At 66.8% G+C, this 283-nt stretch carries 1 protein-coding gene; it reads left to right on the top strand.

The window, feature by feature from the left end:
• On the top strand, positions 1-283 hold a 283-nt coding region (locus PXJ20_RS33095), incomplete at both ends, for a DUF2827 family protein (protein WP_421057534.1).

Consider the following 283-nt stretch of genomic DNA (forward strand, 5'->3'; position numbering starts at 1 on the left):
TCTGGTCACGCAGGGGCGCGCCACCTTCGAGCCGCGTCTGCCCGTCTACGAGATTCTCACGCAGCAGGCCGACGCGGTCGTCTCGCACCACTGGGAAAACGCGCAGAACTACCTCTATTACGAGGCGCTGCACGGCGGCTATCCGCTCGTGCACAACTCGGACCTGCTGGGCGGATGCGGCTACCGCTACGACGATTTCGACTGCGAAGGCGGGGCGCTCGCACTGCGCGAGGCGTTTGCCGTACACGACGCGATGCTTGCCGGCTATCGCAGTGCCGCCCGC

It is taken from the genome of Paraburkholderia sp. A1RI_3L (assembly GCF_048957895.1).
GTDB classification, from domain to species: domain Bacteria; phylum Pseudomonadota; class Gammaproteobacteria; order Burkholderiales; family Burkholderiaceae; genus Paraburkholderia; species Paraburkholderia kururiensis.